Source organism: Lacticaseibacillus sharpeae JCM 1186 = DSM 20505 (assembly GCF_001436225.1).
GTDB lineage: Bacteria > Bacillota > Bacilli > Lactobacillales > Lactobacillaceae > Lacticaseibacillus > Lacticaseibacillus sharpeae.
Genome location: NZ_AYYO01000019.1, coordinates 27,525 through 43,723, shown reverse-complemented (window position 1 = coordinate 43,723; position 16,199 = coordinate 27,525). Strand labels below are relative to the sequence as shown.

14 protein-coding genes are annotated in these 16,199 nt (G+C 54.6%); 1 reads left to right on the top strand and 13 read right to left on the bottom strand.

The window, feature by feature from the left end; translation table 11 throughout:
* Window positions 1-69: 69 nt before the first annotated feature.
* The 7 genes from ftsX to FC18_RS05265 form a co-directional block, all read right to left on the bottom strand.
* On the bottom strand, window positions 70-957 hold the full coding sequence (gene ftsX / locus FC18_RS05295) for a permease-like cell division protein FtsX (protein WP_054679774.1): 888 nt from the start codon (window positions 955-957) through the stop codon (window positions 70-72).
* Window positions 947-1,633 (bottom strand): cell division ATP-binding protein FtsE, encoded by a 687-nt coding sequence (ftsE, locus tag FC18_RS05290; protein WP_054679771.1) that lies wholly within the window; start codon window positions 1,631-1,633, stop codon window positions 947-949. The genes ftsX and ftsE overlap by 11 nt, the downstream gene beginning before the upstream one ends.
* A gap of 33 nt (window positions 1,634-1,666) precedes the next feature.
* A protein-coding gene (gene prfB / locus FC18_RS05285; protein ID WP_191983037.1) for a peptide chain release factor 2 occupies window positions 1,667-2,783 on the bottom strand; the annotation gives its coding sequence in 2 pieces (ribosomal slippage) (window positions 1,667-2,710 and window positions 2,712-2,783; 1,116 coding nt in all).
* 307 nt (window positions 2,784-3,090) lie between these two features.
* On the bottom strand, window positions 3,091-5,454 hold the full coding sequence (secA, locus tag FC18_RS05280) for a preprotein translocase subunit SecA (protein WP_054679768.1): 2,364 nt from the start codon (window positions 5,452-5,454) through the stop codon (window positions 3,091-3,093).
* 332 nt (window positions 5,455-5,786) lie between these two features.
* Window positions 5,787-6,344, bottom strand: a complete 558-nt coding sequence (gene hpf / locus FC18_RS05275) for a ribosome hibernation-promoting factor, HPF/YfiA family (RefSeq protein WP_054679764.1) — start codon at window positions 6,342-6,344, stop codon at window positions 5,787-5,789.
* 96 nt (window positions 6,345-6,440) lie between these two features.
* Complete coding sequence (locus tag FC18_RS12295; protein WP_225353747.1) at window positions 6,441-7,118, bottom strand: ComF family protein; 678 nt, start codon at window positions 7,116-7,118, stop codon at window positions 6,441-6,443.
* A complete protein-coding gene (locus FC18_RS05265; RefSeq protein WP_054679761.1) occupies window positions 7,115-8,407 on the bottom strand; it encodes a helicase-related protein in 1,293 nt (430 codons plus the stop codon). Before FC18_RS05265 ends, FC18_RS12295 begins: the two co-directional genes overlap by 4 nt.
* 30 nt (window positions 8,408-8,437) lie before the next feature.
* Here FC18_RS05265 and FC18_RS05260 point away from each other — a divergent pair, with 30 nt between their 5' ends.
* Window positions 8,438-9,070: an IMPACT family protein gene (locus tag FC18_RS05260; RefSeq protein WP_054679758.1), complete on the top strand. Its 633-nt coding sequence runs from the start codon at window positions 8,438-8,440 to the stop codon at window positions 9,068-9,070.
* 63 nt (window positions 9,071-9,133) lie between these two features.
* Here the strand turns inward: FC18_RS05260 and FC18_RS05255 are convergent, their stop codons facing one another.
* From FC18_RS05255 to FC18_RS05230, 6 genes are all read right to left on the bottom strand, one after another.
* Window positions 9,134-10,216 carry a glycosyltransferase family 4 protein gene (locus FC18_RS05255; protein WP_054679756.1) on the bottom strand — a complete coding sequence of 361 codons (1,083 nt, stop codon included), beginning with the start codon at window positions 10,214-10,216 and terminating at the stop codon, window positions 9,134-9,136.
* Window positions 10,217-10,362: 146 nt separating this feature from the next.
* A complete protein-coding gene (gene rny, locus FC18_RS05250) occupies window positions 10,363-11,931 on the bottom strand; it encodes a ribonuclease Y (protein WP_054679753.1) in 1,569 nt (522 codons plus the stop codon).
* A 189-nt stretch (window positions 11,932-12,120) separates the two neighbouring features.
* Window positions 12,121-13,173, bottom strand: coding sequence for a recombinase RecA (gene recA, locus FC18_RS05245; protein ID WP_054679750.1), 1,053 nt, complete (start codon window positions 13,171-13,173; stop codon window positions 12,121-12,123).
* Window positions 13,174-13,265: 92 nt separating this feature from the next.
* Window positions 13,266-14,501, bottom strand: coding sequence for a competence/damage-inducible protein A (locus FC18_RS05240; protein WP_056975654.1), 1,236 nt, complete (start codon window positions 14,499-14,501; stop codon window positions 13,266-13,268).
* A gap of 167 nt (window positions 14,502-14,668) precedes the next feature.
* On the bottom strand, window positions 14,669-15,247 hold the full coding sequence (gene pgsA / locus FC18_RS05235; protein WP_054679747.1) for a CDP-diacylglycerol--glycerol-3-phosphate 3-phosphatidyltransferase: 579 nt from the start codon (window positions 15,245-15,247) through the stop codon (window positions 14,669-14,671).
* A 15-nt stretch (window positions 15,248-15,262) separates the two neighbouring features.
* Window positions 15,263-16,141, bottom strand: coding sequence for a helix-turn-helix domain-containing protein (locus FC18_RS05230; RefSeq protein ID WP_054679744.1), 879 nt, complete (start codon window positions 16,139-16,141; stop codon window positions 15,263-15,265).
* Window positions 16,142-16,199 lie beyond the last annotated feature (58 nt).

The following is a 16,199-nucleotide window of genomic DNA, read 5'->3' as shown; positions in this document are numbered from 1 at the left end:
GAAGGACGAACTCCAAATGATAAATTTACTATTCAACACCGTTTGACATAGTTCCGGAAATATTTGCCTTTAAATCTTGAGGAAACGCCGCATGGAAACAACCGCGCCGACAGCCCCGATGACAATCCCGACGACTGCGAGCAGGAGGTCCAGCCACAGCAGGAACGGCATGACTGGGTACAATGAGAAGCCGTTGCTGGCTTCAGAGATATCCATCGAGCCGTGCACCACATGGTAAGCAATGTCGACGAACACCATGGGTACGATTGACCCGAGCAACCCGGTCCAAGCGCCTTCAAGCAGGAATGGCCAGCGAATGTAACTGTTGGTGGCCCCAACCAGCCGCATCACGCCGATTTCATCCCGCCGCGACAGAATGGTAATCCGAATCGTGTTACTAATCAGGAAGACGGCCAGCAGTAGTAGCAAGACAGTGAAGCCAAAGCCCCAGTTGCGCACACCATCAATGTAGGTGAACAGCTTCCGGGCCGTTTTGCCCCCGTATGACGCGTCGCTAACGTTATCCAGCTTCTGGGCCTTCTTGGCGATGGCCATCGTGGAATCTGGGCTCGTGGTCTCAACAATGAAGACGTCATTCAGTGGGTTTTCGTCCCCCTTGAACATGTTCCACTGTGAACCGTAACCACTAACGATGGTGTTCAGTTCCGTGGACTTCGACCGGTAGCTAACCTTGGTCACATTCTTCATCTTGGTTAGCTTCTTACGCAGCGCGGCCTTCTTGGTCTTGTTCACGTTGCGGTCGATGTAAACCCGGACCTGCACATCGTTTTCCACCTGGTGGCTAATCCGGTTCCCGTTGAACAGAATTGCCATAAAAATCCCGACCAGAAGCAGTGTGACCGTCACGGCCGAAACCGCAGCCACACTCATCCAGCCGTTACGGCGCAGACTCTTCAGACTGTCGCCAACGTGCCTTTTAATTACTTCAGTCTTCAATGCCGTATGCCCCCTGTTTTTCGTCTCGAACTAAGTTACCGCCCGCAATTTCCAGCACGCGGTGGGACCGGCCGTTAACCACGTCCCGGTTATGCGTGGCCATAATGATGGTCGTCCCCTGGTTGTTGATTTTTTCGATAATGTCCATGATTTCTTCACTAGTCTCGGGGTCGAGGTTACCAGTTGGTTCGTCGGCAATCAGCACCTTGGGACTGTTCACAATCGCCCGGGCAATCGCCACCCGCTGCTGCTCACCACCGGACAGTTCGCTCGGGAAGCGGCGGACCTTAGTTTCGAGGCCCACCTGGCGCAGCACATCAAGCACACGCGGCTTGATTTCGGCGTCGGTCTTCTCGATTACCTGCATGGCGTACGCCACGTTTTCGAAGATGGTCATCCGGGGCAACAGCTTGAAGTCCTGGAAGACAATCCCCATTTCCCGGCGCAGGAATGGTACCTGGCTGGGCCGCATGGTTGAGTAGTCGAAGTCATTGAAGACGATATTCCCTGTCGTCGGGGTCAGCTGGTGGTACAGCATCTTGATGAAGGTCGATTTACCCGCACCACTGGGCCCGATGACGTAGACGAATTCGCCCTGATCAATGTCCAGCGAAATGTCCTTAATCCCGGGAACACCATTATCGTATTTTTTACTTACATTTTTGATGGAAATCATTTTTGTCCCCCTCTAATCGCGCTCTATCAGCATTTATTCCGGATTGTTCTGCGCCAATTGCCACTGCAGGTAGGCGTAGATGAATGGGTTCAGGTCACCGTCCATGACGGCCTGACCGTTCCCCGTTTCGTAATTGGTCCGGTGGTCCTTAACCATCGTGTACGGGTGAAAAACGTAGGAGCGAATCTGCGACCCAAAGCCGTTATCGAGCTGCACACCCTTGATTTCGGCTGCGCGCTGCGCTTGGGCCTCTTGTTCCCGCTGATACAGCTTGGCCTTCAGCATGGCCAGCGCCGTTGCCTTGTTTTGGAACTGCGACCGCTCAGCCTGACTGGAAGTGACAATCCCGGTTGGAATGTGAATCAGACGCACCGCCGAACTGGTCTTGTTAATGTGTTGGCCACCCGCCCCACTACTACGGAAAACTTCCATCTTGATGTCATCCCACGACACGTCAATGTTAATCGAATTGTCGAGTTCGGGCATGACGTCAACTGAGGCAAAACTGGTGTGCCGCCGTCCCGCCGCATCAAAGGGCGAAATGCGGACTAATCGGTGCACCCCGCGTTCACTCCGCAGCATGCCGTACGCATTCGTCCCGTTAATCAGCAAGGTGACACTCTTGAGCCCGGCTTCATCACCCGGTAAATAATCAGCAACTTCCACCTTGAATCCGTTTTGTTCAGCCCAACGCTGATACATTCGCAGCAACATCGCACCCCAATCTTGGGCTTCCGTACCGCCCGCGCCCGGGTGGATTTCGAGAATGGCGTTGTTACCGTCATATGGTTCAGCAAGTAGCAGGTTCAGTTCGTAACGCTGCATTTCATCCTGCAGCTTGGTCAGATTGGCCTCGGTCTCCGCCTGCAGGTCGGCATCCGGTTCTTCTTGCAGCAGGTCGAAGGAAACTTCGAGGTCCTCCAGTGCATTTTGCAACTCGTAGAACGAGTCGTGCTTGGCCTTCAGTGCATTGTTCGCATCGATGACTTCCTGCGCCGCCTGGGCGTTGTCCCAGAAGCCCGGTTCAGCCATCTGGTGTTCGTTCAGAGCAATCTGTTCGTTCAGACCATCGAGGTCAAAGCGACCCCCTGAACTGCTGTATTTTGGTACTAATCTCAGCCAGTGCTGAGCGAATCTGACTAAATTCCATTGAGATATGCGCTCCTTTTACTTTGATAACCGCGATTGAACTCGCCAAATTATTATTATTGATAAGCCTAGTGTACGCACGTTACATTACGTTTAGGGCACGCCCACCTAACATAAGTGTAACATCTACCGTAAAATTGGCGATTTAGGCGCACCATGTAGCGATTACATTCTGTTTATTCAAGCCCAATTGTACAACGTGAGTCTAAATGTTTGGTAAATGTCCACGTCGTTTTGGCTTTTTTCAGAAAAACAAAAGAATCGGTCCCACCAACGCACACGCGCAGGCGGAACCGATTCTCGGTTAATTAACGGCGGATGTTCTGGCGAATTTCAGCCTTCATGAACAGACGCGTCGTGTTGTCGTCGATTGCCGCAATCATTTCTTCAAACATCCGGTAACCTTCTTCTTGGTACTCAACCAGCGGATTCATCTGGCCGTAACCACGCAGCCCAATTGACTGCCGCAGCTGGTCCATGGCATCGATGTGGTCGGTCCAGAGGGAGTCAACCACCCGCAGGATAACAACCTTTTCGAATTCCAGCATTTGCTGTGGATCGTTCAGTTGTTTTTCCTTGGCGTCGAAGTTCTGGTTCACAAGGTCCATGAGCAGGGCCTTGATTTCGTCGGCGCTGAGCCCGTCGAGGTCGCTTTGCTTGAACTTGTCGTCGCCGGCCATGTTCGCCAGCACGTAATCACTGATGGCTTCGAGGTTCCAGTCGGTTTCCGCACCCTGGGTGTGCAGGTTCACAACCCGGGTCACAGTGCGTTCAATCATCGCGAACAGGATTGGCTTCAAGTCCTCTTGTTCGTTGATAACCTGCTGGCGCTGGTTGTAAATGACTTCACGCTGTTCACGCATCACATCATCGTACTGCAGGGTCTGCTTACGGGTATCGTAGTTGTTCCCTTCAACCCGCTTCTGGGCAGACTCAACCTGGCGACTAACCATCCGGGACTTGATGACCTGATCTTCGTCATCGACGCGCAGCCGTTCCAGAACGGCCTTAATCCGGTCAGAACCAAAACGCTTCATCAAGTCGTCTTCAAGGGACAGGTAGAACTGGGTCAGACCCGGGTCACCCTGACGGCCAGAACGGCCACGCAGCTGGTTATCGATTCGGCGAGATTCGTGCCGTTCCGTCCCTAGTACGGCGAGTCCGCCGACTTCCTTGACGCCCGGTCCAAGCTTAATGTCAGTCCCACGGCCGGCCATGTTGGTCGCAATGGTAACGGCACCGCGCTGGCCCGCGTTCATAACGATTTCGGCTTCCTTGAAGTGGTTCTTCGCGTTCAGCACCGTGTGCGGAATCTGGCGTTGGTCCAGCAATTCACTGAGCCGTTCACTAGATTCAATCGCCACGGTCCCAACCAGCACTGGCTGGCCCGCTTCGTGCCGCGCCTGAATGTCATCGGCAACGGCGTTGAACTTGCTGTCAAGTGTTGGGTACAGCACATCGGGTTCGTCCACACGCACGATTGGCTTGTTGGTCGGAATGGAAATAACTTCCATGTTGTAGATTTCGCGGAATTCTTCCTGCTCCGTCTTGGCCGTCCCGGTCATCCCGGCAAGCTTATCGTACATCCGGAAGTAGTTTTGGTACGTGATGTTGGCCATGGTCTGGCTTTCATCCTGAATCTCGACGCCTTCCTTAGCTTCAATCGCTTGGTGCAGACCGTCGGAGTAACGCCGGCCCTCCATCGCCCGCCCAGTAAACTGGTCAACGATGAGCACTTCGCCATCCTGCACCATGTAGTCAATATCGTTCAGCATGATGTAGTTCGCCCGCAGCGCCTGGTCCAGGTGGTGGGTCAAAGCCGTGTTTTCGGTGTCGTAGAGGTTAGCGAGGCCAAAGTTCTTTTCGGCCTTCTTAATCCCGCTTTCAGTCAAGCTAGCGGTCTTGGTTGGCCAGTCAATCTTGTAGTCTTCGGTTTCGTGGAGTGTCTTCACGAACCGGTCAGCCCGAATGTACAGGCCGGTTGACTGCTGGGCCCCACCAGAAATAATCAGTGGCGTCCGCGCTTCGTCAATCAAGATGGAGTCAACTTCATCGACCACGGCGAAGTTGAGTTCCCGCTGGACCATCTGTTCCTTGTACACAACCATGTTGTCACGCAGGTAGTCAAACCCGAGTTCAGAGTTGGTTGAGTAGGTGATGTCACAGTTGTAAGCCGCGCGCTTCTCGTCGCTGCTCAGCTGGGAAACATTCAGACCGACAGACAGGCCGAGCCAGTTGTACAGTTCGCCCATTTCGGTTGCGTCACGGGTGCTCAGGTATTCGTTAACCGTCACCACGTGCACACCCTTGCCGGCAAGCGCGTTCAGGTAAACCGGCATGGTACAGGTCAGGGTCTTCCCTTCACCGGTACGCATCTCGGCAATGTTACCTTCGTGGAGCGTAATCCCCCCGATAATCTGCACGCGGAATGGGAACAGACCAAGCACACGCTTAGCCCCTTCACGTGCCACCGCAAATGCTTCTGGCAAAATATCGTCGAGAGTTTCGCCATTTTGTAAGCGAGTTTTGAATTCAGGTGTCTTAGCCTGCAAGTCTTCATCGGACATTGCGGCGTATTCGTCTTCATATGCTTGGACCTTGTCGGCAATCTTACCGAGTCGGCGTACTTCACGGTCGTCACTTTCGACCATTTTACGTAACAAGTTAGCCATGTAGTTGATCCTTCCCCTGCACCGCTGTTTCTGTGTGCAATATCCTTACTATTCTATCATAATTCTGCATTAGCAACAGCCCCTACAACAAATGGTCGCTAAAAGTTGCGCGATTGTAAAATTATGGCACTATCCGTGCGGAAACGCCACACTTCGGCAACATTGATTTCTGCTACTAATATACTACAGCGATGGGGGCAAATAAAATCAAAACTGCAGCCTTGCCGCCCAGTCGGCCATGCGCAATTTTTCACATCAAATTTTTAGCTTAGCCAACAAAAAACAGGTTCTGCGCTATGCGGCGCAGAACCTGCTTCTGGATTGTTAAAATATCATTCGTCGGTTTCAATCAGGCCGTAGCGACCATCACGACGACGGTAGACGATGCTGGTGCCGTTGGTCTCTGCGTCTTCGAAGATGAAGAAGTTGTGGCCGAGCATGTCCATTTGTAAGATTGCTTCCTGAGAATCCATTGGCTTAAGGGAAACACGCTTGGTCCGGACAACGGTCAAGTCGGGTGCGTCTACCTCATCTGCGCCATCAGCTGCACCAGTTGGCGCAGTCGTGAATTCAGGGAATCCCTTCTCGCGAGACTTCCGGTTGATCTTGGTCTTGAACTTGCGAATCTGGCGTTCAAGCTTGTCGGTTACCAGGTCAACAGATGCATACAGGTCGGGGCTGGTTTCCTCTGCGCGTAACGTGATGAATGGCATTGGGATCGTCACTTCAACCTTGGCGTTCTTATTCGTGTACACCTTCAAGTTGACGTGTGCGGTCGCCTGCGTGGAATCAGCAAAGTACTTGTTCAGCTTGCTGATCCGCTTTTCGACGTAGCTACGGATTGCGTCGGTGACCTCGATGTTTTCACCACGGACATTGTAAGTAAGCATAAAACTTCTCCCCTTTCCGGTAACAGGAAGTTCTCTTCCTTGACTTAATTATACTAAGACAAGGTTCGGAATACAAACGTTTTCACAAATTCCTTGTTAACGAATGAGCGTGCGTGAAATCACTTTCCCCGAATAGCCAGCATCACGAATTGCTGCGGCTGCGTGGTGCAAAGTCGTGCCCGTTGTGTAGAGGTCATCCAGCAAACAAATCAGGCGGGTGCGGTTCAAAGTCTTAGCCGGCACCACGCAGCGAAAACTTTGGGGCGTTCGCAGCCGCGCCGCCCGATTCTTCTGGGCCTGGGGCTGCTCCGTATCAGCTTTAGCCAACCACATTTTGAGCGGCAAGGTGCCAAACAAACCTACTACTGGGTCAAACCCGCGCACTGCAAAATGTTTTGCTTCCGTTGGCAGCGGCACAAAAGTCGCGCCCCGGACCATCCGCAACCGCTCAACATCCGCGGCAAAACAGGTGCGTAAGTTGTAATCGCCAATCCCCTTATATTGCTGAATCAACTCCTTCATCGCGTCGTTGTACAGGTAGAGCCCGCGATTTTGCAAAGCGGGCACGCCTAACTGCGCCCAGCGCAGGCAGTCACGGCAGCGTCCCGTCTGCTCTGCCCGGCCGCAATCCGGACAACAGCGCTGCTGGTCAATGCGCGCAAATAGCTCACGGCACTGGTTGCATAGCGTTTCGTCAATCAGCGGCTGCAGCGAAATCAAGGCGGCTAAACTATGTTGGCCAAATAACGGCTGGCCACACCGCCGGCACTTCATCGCGCCCCCCGGCGGTTCAGGGACCGAATCTGCTTAATGGCCGCGTGGACGGTTTTGGTATAGTTAGCACAGACGAATTCGACCGGATCGTCGGGATGCTCCTTGCTGCGCCCCGCCCGGCCCGCCATCTGCACAAGGGCAGAGGTGGCGAAAATCAGCGCATCGGCTTGCAGCACCACGACCCCACAGTTGTAAAACGTCACGCCCCGTTCCAGGATCGTGGTCGTCACCAGCACGTTGATTCGTCCTTCCCGCAGTGCCCGCACCCGCTCTTCCCGGGCCGGTTCCCCCGCGTGCACCGTCAGACTCGCAATCTGCATCGCGGCCAGTGCCTGCTGCACCGGCTTTAGCGCGGTAATCGAGGGGACAAACACTAACATGCGCTGACATTTGCGCATAACCCGGGAAATAATTGCCCGCTGCTTGGCGCCAAAATGTGTCGGCTGGGGCACAATCGTCACCTGGGGGACGGGTAGCGGATAGCCGTGAAAACGCCGCGGCAGATAACTCACCCCAATTTGCCCCCGTTTAACCTGGCGCATGAGGTTGACCCCGGGCGTGGCCGTGAGGAACAACACGGTGCCGCTGCAGGCATTGCGCACGGCGCTTTCGAGCATCGGATCAGTACTAAACGGGAACGCGTCCACCTCATCCACCACAATTAAGCCGAACGCCTGCCGGTAACGCAATAATTGGTGCACGGTCGCCAGGAGCAACTGGGTGACCGGCACTGGCCCACTGGCACCGTAGCGCACGGCTAAGGGCACGTCCGCAAACGCCGCAGCTATCCGCGGGGCGAGCTCCAAAATCACGTCGATGCGCGGGGACACCACCGCCACCCGCACTCCGTCACGTAGCGCGCGCTCGAGTACGCCAAAGAGCATCTCGGTTTTACCCGCGCCGGTCACAGCCCACAGCAAGCGTTCTGCGCCGCGCTCGTAAGCTGCGACCAGTTCGTCCGCGACCCGCTTTTGCGCGGGCGTCAGATTACCGGTCCACGACATCTGAACTGGCGTTGGTACAGCCGGTTGCGCCGGGAAATACCATAGCCGGTCTTGATCCGTCACCCGCCCCATCGCGATGCACGCCGGACAATACACGCTGCCATTGGGCAATAGCTGCTTGTGCTGGGCAAAGCGGCTGCCGCACCGGTTGCACCGGGCACTGCGGCCGGAACGTGTGATTGCCGCAACGCTGCGCCCCTGTGCTAGAATTGATTCAGGCAGTTTGAGCCATGCAACTTCGGCGGTGGTTAATTGCTGTCCCGCCACGTCTTCAATTTTTACCATCAATATCACCTCATAAGGAGATTACGCAAAATGGACCGCATTACCCTTGCCCAATCTGGAAGAAATGAAATTGTAATCAAAAAATCCCGGTTCATCACGAGTATGGGCCGGGTTGCGACGGCCGAAGAAGCGGAAGCCTTCGTGGCGGATGTGCGCCGCGCAAACCGGAAAGCAAACCACAACGTCTGGGCCGCCCGCATCGGCTGGCCCGTAAGCGTCGAACGGGCCAGCGATGACGGCGAACCCAGCGGCACGGCCGGTGCCCCCACCCTGCGTGGACTCACCGTGCACGATGTTAGTAACGTCGTGGCCGTCACCACGCGCTACTTTGGCGGGATCAAGTTGGGCGCCGCGGGACTAATCCGTGCCTACACCCAATCCGTAACGGAGGCCATTAGCACACTTGGCCTGGTGCAGCTGGTGGCAGAACGTGAGCTGAACATCACCACTGATTACGCGACGTACCAAGTGGTGGACAACTACCTGCGCGAACACGAACTAACGGCCACGGCGGATTTTACCGACCACGTCGTCATTCACGTTTTTCTTGCTGCCGAACAAGACGCAGCCGTGCAAGCTGAACTGACCAATATCACGCGCGCGAAAGTCGCGTTCAGCTTCGGTTCCACCCGAACCGCAGAAGTGCCGCTAAAGGAGCAATAAGCAGACAAATAGCGTTCTAACCAGCAACCAGAAGGCCGCGGTTAGAACGCTATTTTATTAACATCATTTATTTAGTTTATGGACAATCTTGCGGATCATGAATAGCAGCGGCGTGCGGTTATTGCCGAGCAGGCCGATAAGTTCCACGAACATCTCAATCCCAAACAGCACCCCAATCGTCAGCAATACGTTCCCCAGCGTGCTGCTCAAGGGGTAGAGCAACGCAATCATGGCGAAAACTAATTCAATGCCATAAATCACGAGTACGGTTTGCCGGTGCGTGAGCCCGAGCTGCATCAGACGGTGGTGCAAGTGGTGCTTGTCCGCTTGCGAAATGGCCACGTGGTTCAAGAGGCGCCGGATGATGGCGTACAGGGTGTCGGTCACCGGCACCCCGAGCGCGATGACGGGCATCACCAGCGAGATGAAGGTCACGTTCTTCAACCCCTGCAAGGAACACACTGCGAGCATGAAGCCGATGAACAGCGAGCCAGTGTCCCCCAGGAAGATGCGGGCCGGATAGAAGTTGTGCGGCAAGAACCCGATTAATGCGGCAACGAGGGCGAAAATCATGATGGATGTGCCCACTTCCGCGACGCTCAGGAAGAAGAAGCCGATGATGCCCATCGTGGTCAGCGCGATGATGGATACCCCCGTGGCCAGTCCGTCCAGGCCATCAATCAAGTTGACGGCGTTCGAAATCCCGAGAATCCAGAACACGGTAATCGGCAGACTAAGCCAGCCGAGCTGGAAGTGAATCGGGCCCAGGTTAATCTGCGTCATCTTCACTCCGGCAAGGAAGTACACGATGAGGGCAGCAATGAAGAGCCCAAGCATCTTCTGCCGGGGCGTCAGTTCCTTAATGTCATCAATCATCCCCGTTACAATCACGACGGATTCGGCGAGGAACAGTGAGAACATCAGGTGTGTGTTGAATTGTGGCCGTAATAGCACGAACGTGGCGAATGTGAACGCGAGGAAAATTGCAAGGCCCCCGAGCGTTGGCATTGGCACTTTATTCACCCGGCGCTTACCCGGATTGTCTACCGCACCCAGTACGAAGGCAAGCCGCCGAACGAACGGCGTAATGGCAGCCGAAATAATCATTGTCGCAATTAAGCTGACTACGATTTTGAATACCGACATCTGGTCGTCCCACTTTCTATCTACATACAACCATCATACTACGTGTAAAGGCAAAATTAGTCATTGCAACATGTTCTTAACCTATCTGTAGCTTTGCTATGTACGAAAAAGGAACGCCGGTATGCGTTCCTTTCCCTAAATCATTGTTACTTAGCGTACTCAACTCTTCTAGTTTCCCGAATAACCGTGACCTTAATGTGGCCGGGGTATTCAAGATTGTGTTCGATTTCGTTCTTAATGTCGCGTGCGACCAGGGTGGCCTGATCATCACTCAACTTCTCGGGCTTAACAATGACCCGAATTTCCCGACCTGCCTGAATCGCATAACTGTGATCCACGCCGTCGAAGCTGTTCGCGATGCTTTCGAGCTTCTCCAGTCGGTGGAGGTAGTTCTCAAGCGATTCGCTCCGGGCGCCAGGACGGGCGGCCGAAATGGCGTCAGCAGAAGCGACCAGAACCGCAATGGTGCTGGTTGCTTCGGTGTCACCGTGGTGTGAAGCAATTGTATTCACAACTACTTGTGGTTCGTGGTACTTGCGCGTCAATTCAACGCCAAGTTCAACGTGTGAACCCTCAACTTCGTGGTCCACCGCTTTACCAATATCGTGTAATAACCCCGCGCGTTTCGCTAGAGTGATATCTTCACCAAGCTCGGCCGCCATGACGCCGGCAAGCTTAGCAACTTGAATCGAATGGTCGAGCACATTTTGCCCGTAACTAGTCCGGTAATGCAGCCGACCAAGTGTTTTAATCAAATCTGGGTGCATGCTGTGAATGCCCACATCAAAGAGGGCCTTCTCCCCAATTTCGCGCATCTGTTCATCCATCTGGCGCCGGGCCTTATCCACAGCCTCTTCAATGCGGGCTGGGTGGATACGACCGTCCTGAATGAGGGCTTCAAGCGCCATCCGGGCGATTTCGCGCCGAATTGGGTCAAAACCAGACAACACGACGGCTTCTGGGGTGTCATCAATGATGATGTCAATCCCCGTCAGCGTCTCAAGGGTGCGGATGTTCCGGCCTTCACGACCGATAATCCGCCCCTTCATGTCATCTGTTGGCAGGTTAACCACCGTCACCGTGGTTTCGGTGACGATATCTGCGGCCGAGCGCTGAATTGCATCCGCAATCAGCGTCTTGGCGGTTTTACCAGCGGTGCTTCGTGCTTCGTCTTCACTTTCACGCACCATAACGGCCCGTTCGTGTGTCAACTCATCACGCGTCTTATCAAGTACTTCCTTACGTGCAGCTTCAGGCGTCAGTTCCGCAATGCGGGCCATTTCGGCTTCGGCATCGTCTTCACTGTGTGCGAGCTTAGCTGCAAGTGCGTCAAGGTCATCCTGGCGCTTGCTTAAATTCGTATCCCGATCCGCAAGACTCTGTTCCTTGCGATCGAGCGTGTCATCACGACGGTCTAAAGTTTCTTCTCGGGCGTCTAAGCGGCTTTCGGTCTTGGCAACCTCATTGCGCCGTTGTCTTACTTCGTCCTCAACCTGATTCCGGTAACGGTTAGCCTCATCTTTGGCTTCAATCACCGTTTCCTTCTTCAATGTCGCGGCCTCTGTCTTTGCTTGGGCGATAATTCCCTCGGCCGTGCTAGTTGCTTCGTTTAGATTTTTAGTATGGATGTGCTTGTGGACACTAAAACCACAGGCATACCCAATCACAATAGCGATGGCTGCGGGGACTACCGCGAGCAGAATATCTGCTGTCACGTTCTCACCTCCGCATCATCTTTAATAAGTTTTTCAAACTCAGATGCATATTATTTTTGTAGATTATTACAGTTCTTAATTCTAGCCGTACACTTCAAGGGTGTCAACGACAGATACCACACAAACGGCGAAAATGGGGCATTAGGCACAGAAAAACTCCCGCCCAAACTGTGTGGCGGGAGTTCTCCGTTACGCTTCTTCTGCTTCCGGTTCCGGGGCAGCTGCAGCATCTGGGACGGCTGCTTCCGGCTCTTCGGCCCCAAATTCCCGGATGCGCGCGCGAATTTCGTTTTTTACATCTTCGTGCTCGTCCAGGTAGGCCTTCAGGTTCTCGCGGCCCTGGCCAATGCGCATGTTGTTGTAGCTGTACCACGAGCCACTCTTATCAATGACGTCGCGGGCCACGGCCATGTCAACAATTTCGCCAGTCTGCGAAATCCCCTGACCGTACATAATATCCACTTCAGCCACCCGGAATGGCGGGGCAACCTTGTTTTTGACCACCTTAATTTTAGTGCGGTTGCCAATAATGTCCGTGCCATCTTTGATTGGCTCGGCCCGCCGCACTTCGAGCCGAATGGTCGCGTAGAATTTCAGTGCGCGCCCACCCGGAGTTGTCTCGGGATTGCCGAACATGATGCCGACCTTTTCCCGAATCTGGTTGATAAAAATTGCAATCGTCTTGGTGCGGTTAATCTGGCCCGACAGCTTCCGTAGTGCCTGCGACATCAGGCGGGCCTGCAGACCCACGTGGGCATCACCGATTTCACCGTCGATTTCCGCGCGTGGCACCAGTGCGGCCACCGAATCGACGACCACAATGTCAACCGCCCCGCTGGCCACCAGGGTGTCCGCAATCTCCAGGCCTTGCTCCCCCGTATCTGGCTGGGAAAGCAGCAGGCTGTCAATGTCGACGCCCAAATTGGTGGCGTACTTAGGATCCATCGCGTTTTCCGCGTCGATATATGCCGCCGTACCCCCGGCTTTTTGCACCTCTGCCACCGCGTGCAACGCGAGCGTCGTCTTCCCGGAACTTTCCGGGCCGTACACCTCAATGATGCGGCCGCGGGGAAACCCGCCCACACCTAATGCCTCGTCTAATGCGAGCGAACCTGTGGACACGGTCTGCACGCGGGTATCAGCTTTCGCCCCCATCCGCATCACCGCGCCCTTCCCGAAATTTTTTTCAATCTTCTTCAGGGCTTTCTCCAGTGCCGCCTTGCTTTCTGCCGTTTGTTCCATGCCGTCAGGCCTCCTGTCCTTGGTGCACACCTAGCCACTGCTAGCCGCGTGCACGTAACGTAAGGGAAAAGTCCAACTGGAACAGAATCGGCCTAATTGGACCGTAATTCGTGGAGCAACATCATGAGGGCTGTTTTCACGCAGCGAATCCGCACTTCATTCCGGTGGCCGCCGAGGTGGAATTCTTCAGCGCGCACACCGGTTGCAGTCGCGAGCCCAATCCACACTGTGCCGGCGGGGTGGCCTTCCAGACTGTCCGGCCCCGCAACCCCAGTGAAGCTGACCGCCATTTCCGTGCCCAAGGCCGACCTTGCGCCTTCAGCCATCGCACATGCGGTCTCCCGGCTGACCACGCCGTAATCGGCAATGGTTGCAGCGTTCACACCCACCAGCTGGTGCTTAACTGTTGGCGCATACGTGACGAAGCCGCCCGGGAAGACGGCCGAAACGCCCGCCACTGAGCCAAGTGTGGCCTGAAAGAGTCCCGCCGTTAAGCTTTCGGCGGCCGTAATTGAAATCTTACGCGCAATGAGCTCTTGCACAACCGTTTGCGCGAGCGTCACGTTCGCACCCGTCGCATAGTAATACGGCGCCAGCACGGCCAAAATGCGTGCTTGCAGCTGGTCAAGCATGGTGTTTGCGGCCGCTTCACTGACCGCACTAGCGGTTAGGCGCAGCGTGACTTCATAGTCCTTGATGTATGGTGCAACGGTGGGGTTGTCTTGTCCATCAATGATGTCGCCAATTGCGGTTACCAGCGCCGACTCGCCGAGGCCGAAGAATCGCAGCGTGCGGCTCACCAAGTGCTGCTTTTCCCCTTGCATGAGCCGGGGCAGCAGTTCGCGGTCCACCATCACGGTAAACTCGCGGGGTGGGCCGGGCAGGAGCACGTACTGGTGCGCTTCGCCTGAGACAATGGCGCCCACTGCCAGCCCCACGTGGTTGGTCAGCGTGACTGCGCCTTCCGGATATAGCGCCTGGGCCAAATTATTCGGCGTCATGACCTTTTGCCGCTGCTTTGCGAGATCATCCAGCTTTTGCCGGTGTGCGGCGTCCTCGACCAGTTGTAGGCCCAGGTGCTTGGCCAGGACCTGCTTCGTCAAGTCATCTTTCGTCGGGCCTAAGCCGCCCATGAGGATAATCATCTGACTGCGCTGTTCCGCCACGGTAATCGCCGCATCCAGCCGCTCCGGGTTGTCACCCACAATTTGCTGGTAGTGGCTTGTTACCCCCACCTGACTGAGTCCGCGTGCTAAATACGCGGCGTTCGTGTTCACAATCTCACCAAGCAGCATTTCTGTTCCGACTGCAATTAGTTCTGCATCCATGTTTTGCCCCCACATTAATAGATTTCGCCAATTAACGAAAATGCCCCGAAACTTTTTTGGCTGACAGTCAAAAAGTTTCACAGCACCGTTTCCGCTTCAATTATACGCCTTAAGCGCACGCGCACGCCGCACCAAAAAGGACGCCCAGTGTGTGGGCGTCCTTTTGGTTAGAAGCTATCTGAGAATACTGACCGGTTCTTGTAGAAGTATTCCACCCCAGAGTAGATGGTGAAGAATACGGCAATGTAGAACATGATGCTGGCCAGTGGGAAGTGCAGCGCCGCAAACCCGGCGTTGTTGACGAGCAGGAAAATGATGGCGAACATCTGGGATGTCGTCTTAATCTTCCCGGGCCAAGCAGCCGCGAGCACTTCACCGCCATTAGCCAGGAGCAGCCGCAAGCCGGTTACTGCCAGCTCACGCCACAAGATAATGGCAACGCCCCAGGCAGGCACCTGACCCGCAACCGCGAGGAAAATGAATGCGGTCATGACCAGCAGCTTGTCAGCCAGTGGGTCGGCGAACTTGCCGAAATTGGTGACCAGGTGGTTCCGCCGGGCGATTTGCCCATCAGCGAAGTCAGTTAGGGACGCAACGATGAAGATAACGACCGCAACGAGCCGCGCAATTGCGACCTTGGTGCCAAGAAACATGACGGTCCCGGCTGGAAAACCCAGGGCTAATACCAACGTGAAGATGGGAATCAGGATCATCCGCATCAACGTCAGTTTGTTAGGTAAATTCACTTTTTCGTCCCCTTATTATTCAACCGTGAAGGTGATTGTCCGTGTAAAGTGGGTGCTGTCACCCAGATCAACCTTCGTGCCGTTAATCTTGATGGCAGTTGCCTGCGTGTTCCCGGTGCGGATGGCGAAGCTCGTCGTCCCGTCCGGAATGTCGATTGACTTGCTATTACCAGAGGTCAATGTTCCCTGCCAGGTCATGGTTCCACCGACGGAGAAGCTAACCCAGGCAGAGCCGGTTGTCGCCGCAATGTCGACCTTGTTGCCGGAACTTGGCATCTTCTTGATGGTGTACGCAGTCGTGTCGGCGGCGGTCGGCGTAGAAATCGTCAACTTCTTGGCGTCCTTGGCCTTCTTGCTGGAAGATGCGGCCGCCTTCTTCTTACTGCTTGAAGCTGCCTTCTTCTTGCTGGAGGCCTTGGCCTTCTTGGAGGAGTCAACCTGCACGCTGGAGGAATCAACCGGAATACTTGGCTTGTTGTCCTTCTTCTGCTGGCTGATGGTGAAGCCGTAAACAACGGCAATCAGTGCGACAACAATCACCCCAATGATGATGGTTGGCACCAGCCGGCGCACCCGGTTGGTAACGGCTGGCGTTGCCTTTGGTGTGAGGCGCGTTTTTTCGCGCTTTTCTGGTTCTGGGGTCACTTGTTCAGGCTGTGGAGTCGGAATGTCCTGCTGGAATTCCTCAACCAATGTGTCTGGGTTAACGCCCACAACGCTGGCGTACTGCTTAATGAATGCGCGCACGTAAAAGTCGCCTGGCAGTGCGTCGAAGTTACCTTCTTCAATCGCTAACAGGTAGCGCTTTTGAATCTTCGTGATTTGCTGTAAGTCGTCAATCGTGTAGCCCTTTTCAAGTCGTGCTTCACGTAACTTCTGACCAATCTCGTCCATGTTGTTATCCTCACCCGTTCGCTTTAATATCTAGTAATAAGTCTAGCATAAATTTGGT

Bases quoted from the DNA above. Each gene is read 5' to 3' on its own strand.
- ftsE (WP_054679771.1), bottom strand. From the start codon at position 1,633: ATGATTTCCATCAAAAATGTAAGTAAAAAATACGATAATGGTGTTCCC.
- secA (WP_054679768.1), bottom strand. From the start codon at position 5,454: ATGGCTAACTTGTTACGTAAAATGGTCGAAAGTGACGACCGTGAAGTA.
- hpf (WP_054679764.1), bottom strand. From the start codon at position 6,344: ATGCTTACTTACAATGTCCGTGGTGAAAACATCGAGGTCACCGACGCA.
- FC18_RS12295 (WP_225353747.1), bottom strand. From the start codon at position 7,118: ATGAAGTGCCGGCGGTGTGGCCAGCCGTTATTTGGCCAACATAGTTTA.
- FC18_RS05265 (WP_054679761.1), bottom strand. From the start codon at position 8,407: ATGGTAAAAATTGAAGACGTGGCGGGACAGCAATTAACCACCGCCGAA.
- FC18_RS05260 (WP_054679758.1), top strand. From the start codon at position 8,438: ATGGACCGCATTACCCTTGCCCAATCTGGAAGAAATGAAATTGTAATC.
- FC18_RS05255 (WP_054679756.1), bottom strand. From the start codon at position 10,216: ATGTCGGTATTCAAAATCGTAGTCAGCTTAATTGCGACAATGATTATT.
- recA (WP_054679750.1), bottom strand. From the start codon at position 13,173: ATGGAACAAACGGCAGAAAGCAAGGCGGCACTGGAGAAAGCCCTGAAG.
- FC18_RS05240 (WP_056975654.1), bottom strand. From the start codon at position 14,501: ATGGATGCAGAACTAATTGCAGTCGGAACAGAAATGCTGCTTGGTGAG.
- FC18_RS05230 (WP_054679744.1), bottom strand. From the start codon at position 16,141: ATGGACGAGATTGGTCAGAAGTTACGTGAAGCACGACTTGAAAAGGGC.